General features: G+C 66.0%; 1 protein-coding gene. It reads left to right on the top strand.

All coding sequences use genetic code 11. From position 1 onward, the window contains the following. The coding region (locus ABZ824_RS39745; RefSeq protein ID WP_356970059.1) for a hypothetical protein at positions 1 to 1,162 on the top strand (1,162 nt) is incomplete at both ends.

The following is a 1,162-nucleotide window of genomic DNA, read 5'->3' as shown; positions in this document are numbered from 1 at the left end:
ACAAACCACGAGCTCACCGCCGCAACCGAGGAAGATGAGCGACTGCAAGCCCAGCTCGATGCTGCCGAGCACGCAGGAACCGGAGTATCAGGCACCGCCGCAGCGGCTAACACCCTGCAATCACTGCAGAAGGACCTGCCCGAGATCCAAGACGAACTGGCCCAGCTCGCCGAACGCAATACCGTCATCCAGCGCGACCGAGACCAGCTTGAGCAACGCAAGAACGAACTGCCGACGCTCACCGAGGCAATCACACGGCGCGAATCCGACGTCGCAACAACCGCATCCGCACTCTCCGTAGCCCAGAACACTCTCGAGCTGCACCGCTCTATGTTGCGCACAGCGCGGCAAGCCCACCAGAAATCGGCCGAGACCACCGCCGCGGTCCAGACGGCGGAAACGGCCGTCGGATCCACGACCGAGGCCCTCGCCGCGGCGCAGCGCGTGTCCGATGACGCCGACAAGCACGTCGAAGACACCGAGACATTGCTGGAAGCGACCCGCCGCCACAACTCCGCAGCCCACGCTGCTGAACACCACGGGCCCGGGGATCCGTGCCCGCTGTGCGTGCGCCCCCTGCCAGCGGACTTCCGGCCGCCGACGCACACAGACCTCGGCGAAGCGACCAGCGCATGGAAGAAGGCCACACAGCACGCCAAGCGCGCGGGAGCCGAGCTGTCGCACACGCGCGCAGCGCACAACCAGGCCGAACTGACCTGGAAGAACGCCACCACCGCCGCAGAGCGGGCCGCCTCCGAGGCCGCCACGGCCCTGGACTCACTCACCGCCGCACTCGGTGACGGTGACTTGGCGCGAACCGACGACTCGCTGCTGGCCGACACGATCGCCGCAGTCCAGCACGCCGACACGATGAACAAGCAGGCTCAAGCCGCCCTGCAGGAGGCACAGAACATACACCGTGACCACTCGGCCGAATTGCGAAGGGATGAAAAGGATCTCGCGCGCCGACAGAAGGACACCTCCGCTGCGCTCGAGTCCTGCACCAACCGCCGAAACCGCGCAATTCACGACTACCGCTGCATATCAACCGAATTCCGCGACAATGGCGCACCGGACCCGCACGCGATCGCCCGCGCCCTCGAACGCATCGAGCAACGACGGCACGAACTTACAGCCGTCAGCGACAAAGCAGCGACGATAC

It is taken from the genome of Nocardia sp. NPDC047038 (assembly GCF_040644075.1).
In the GTDB taxonomy this organism is placed as follows: domain Bacteria; phylum Actinomycetota; class Actinomycetes; order Mycobacteriales; family Mycobacteriaceae; genus Nocardia; species Nocardia sichangensis.
The sequence above is the reverse complement of the archived record's forward strand: the minus strand, read 5'-3'. Positions and strand labels throughout refer to the sequence as shown.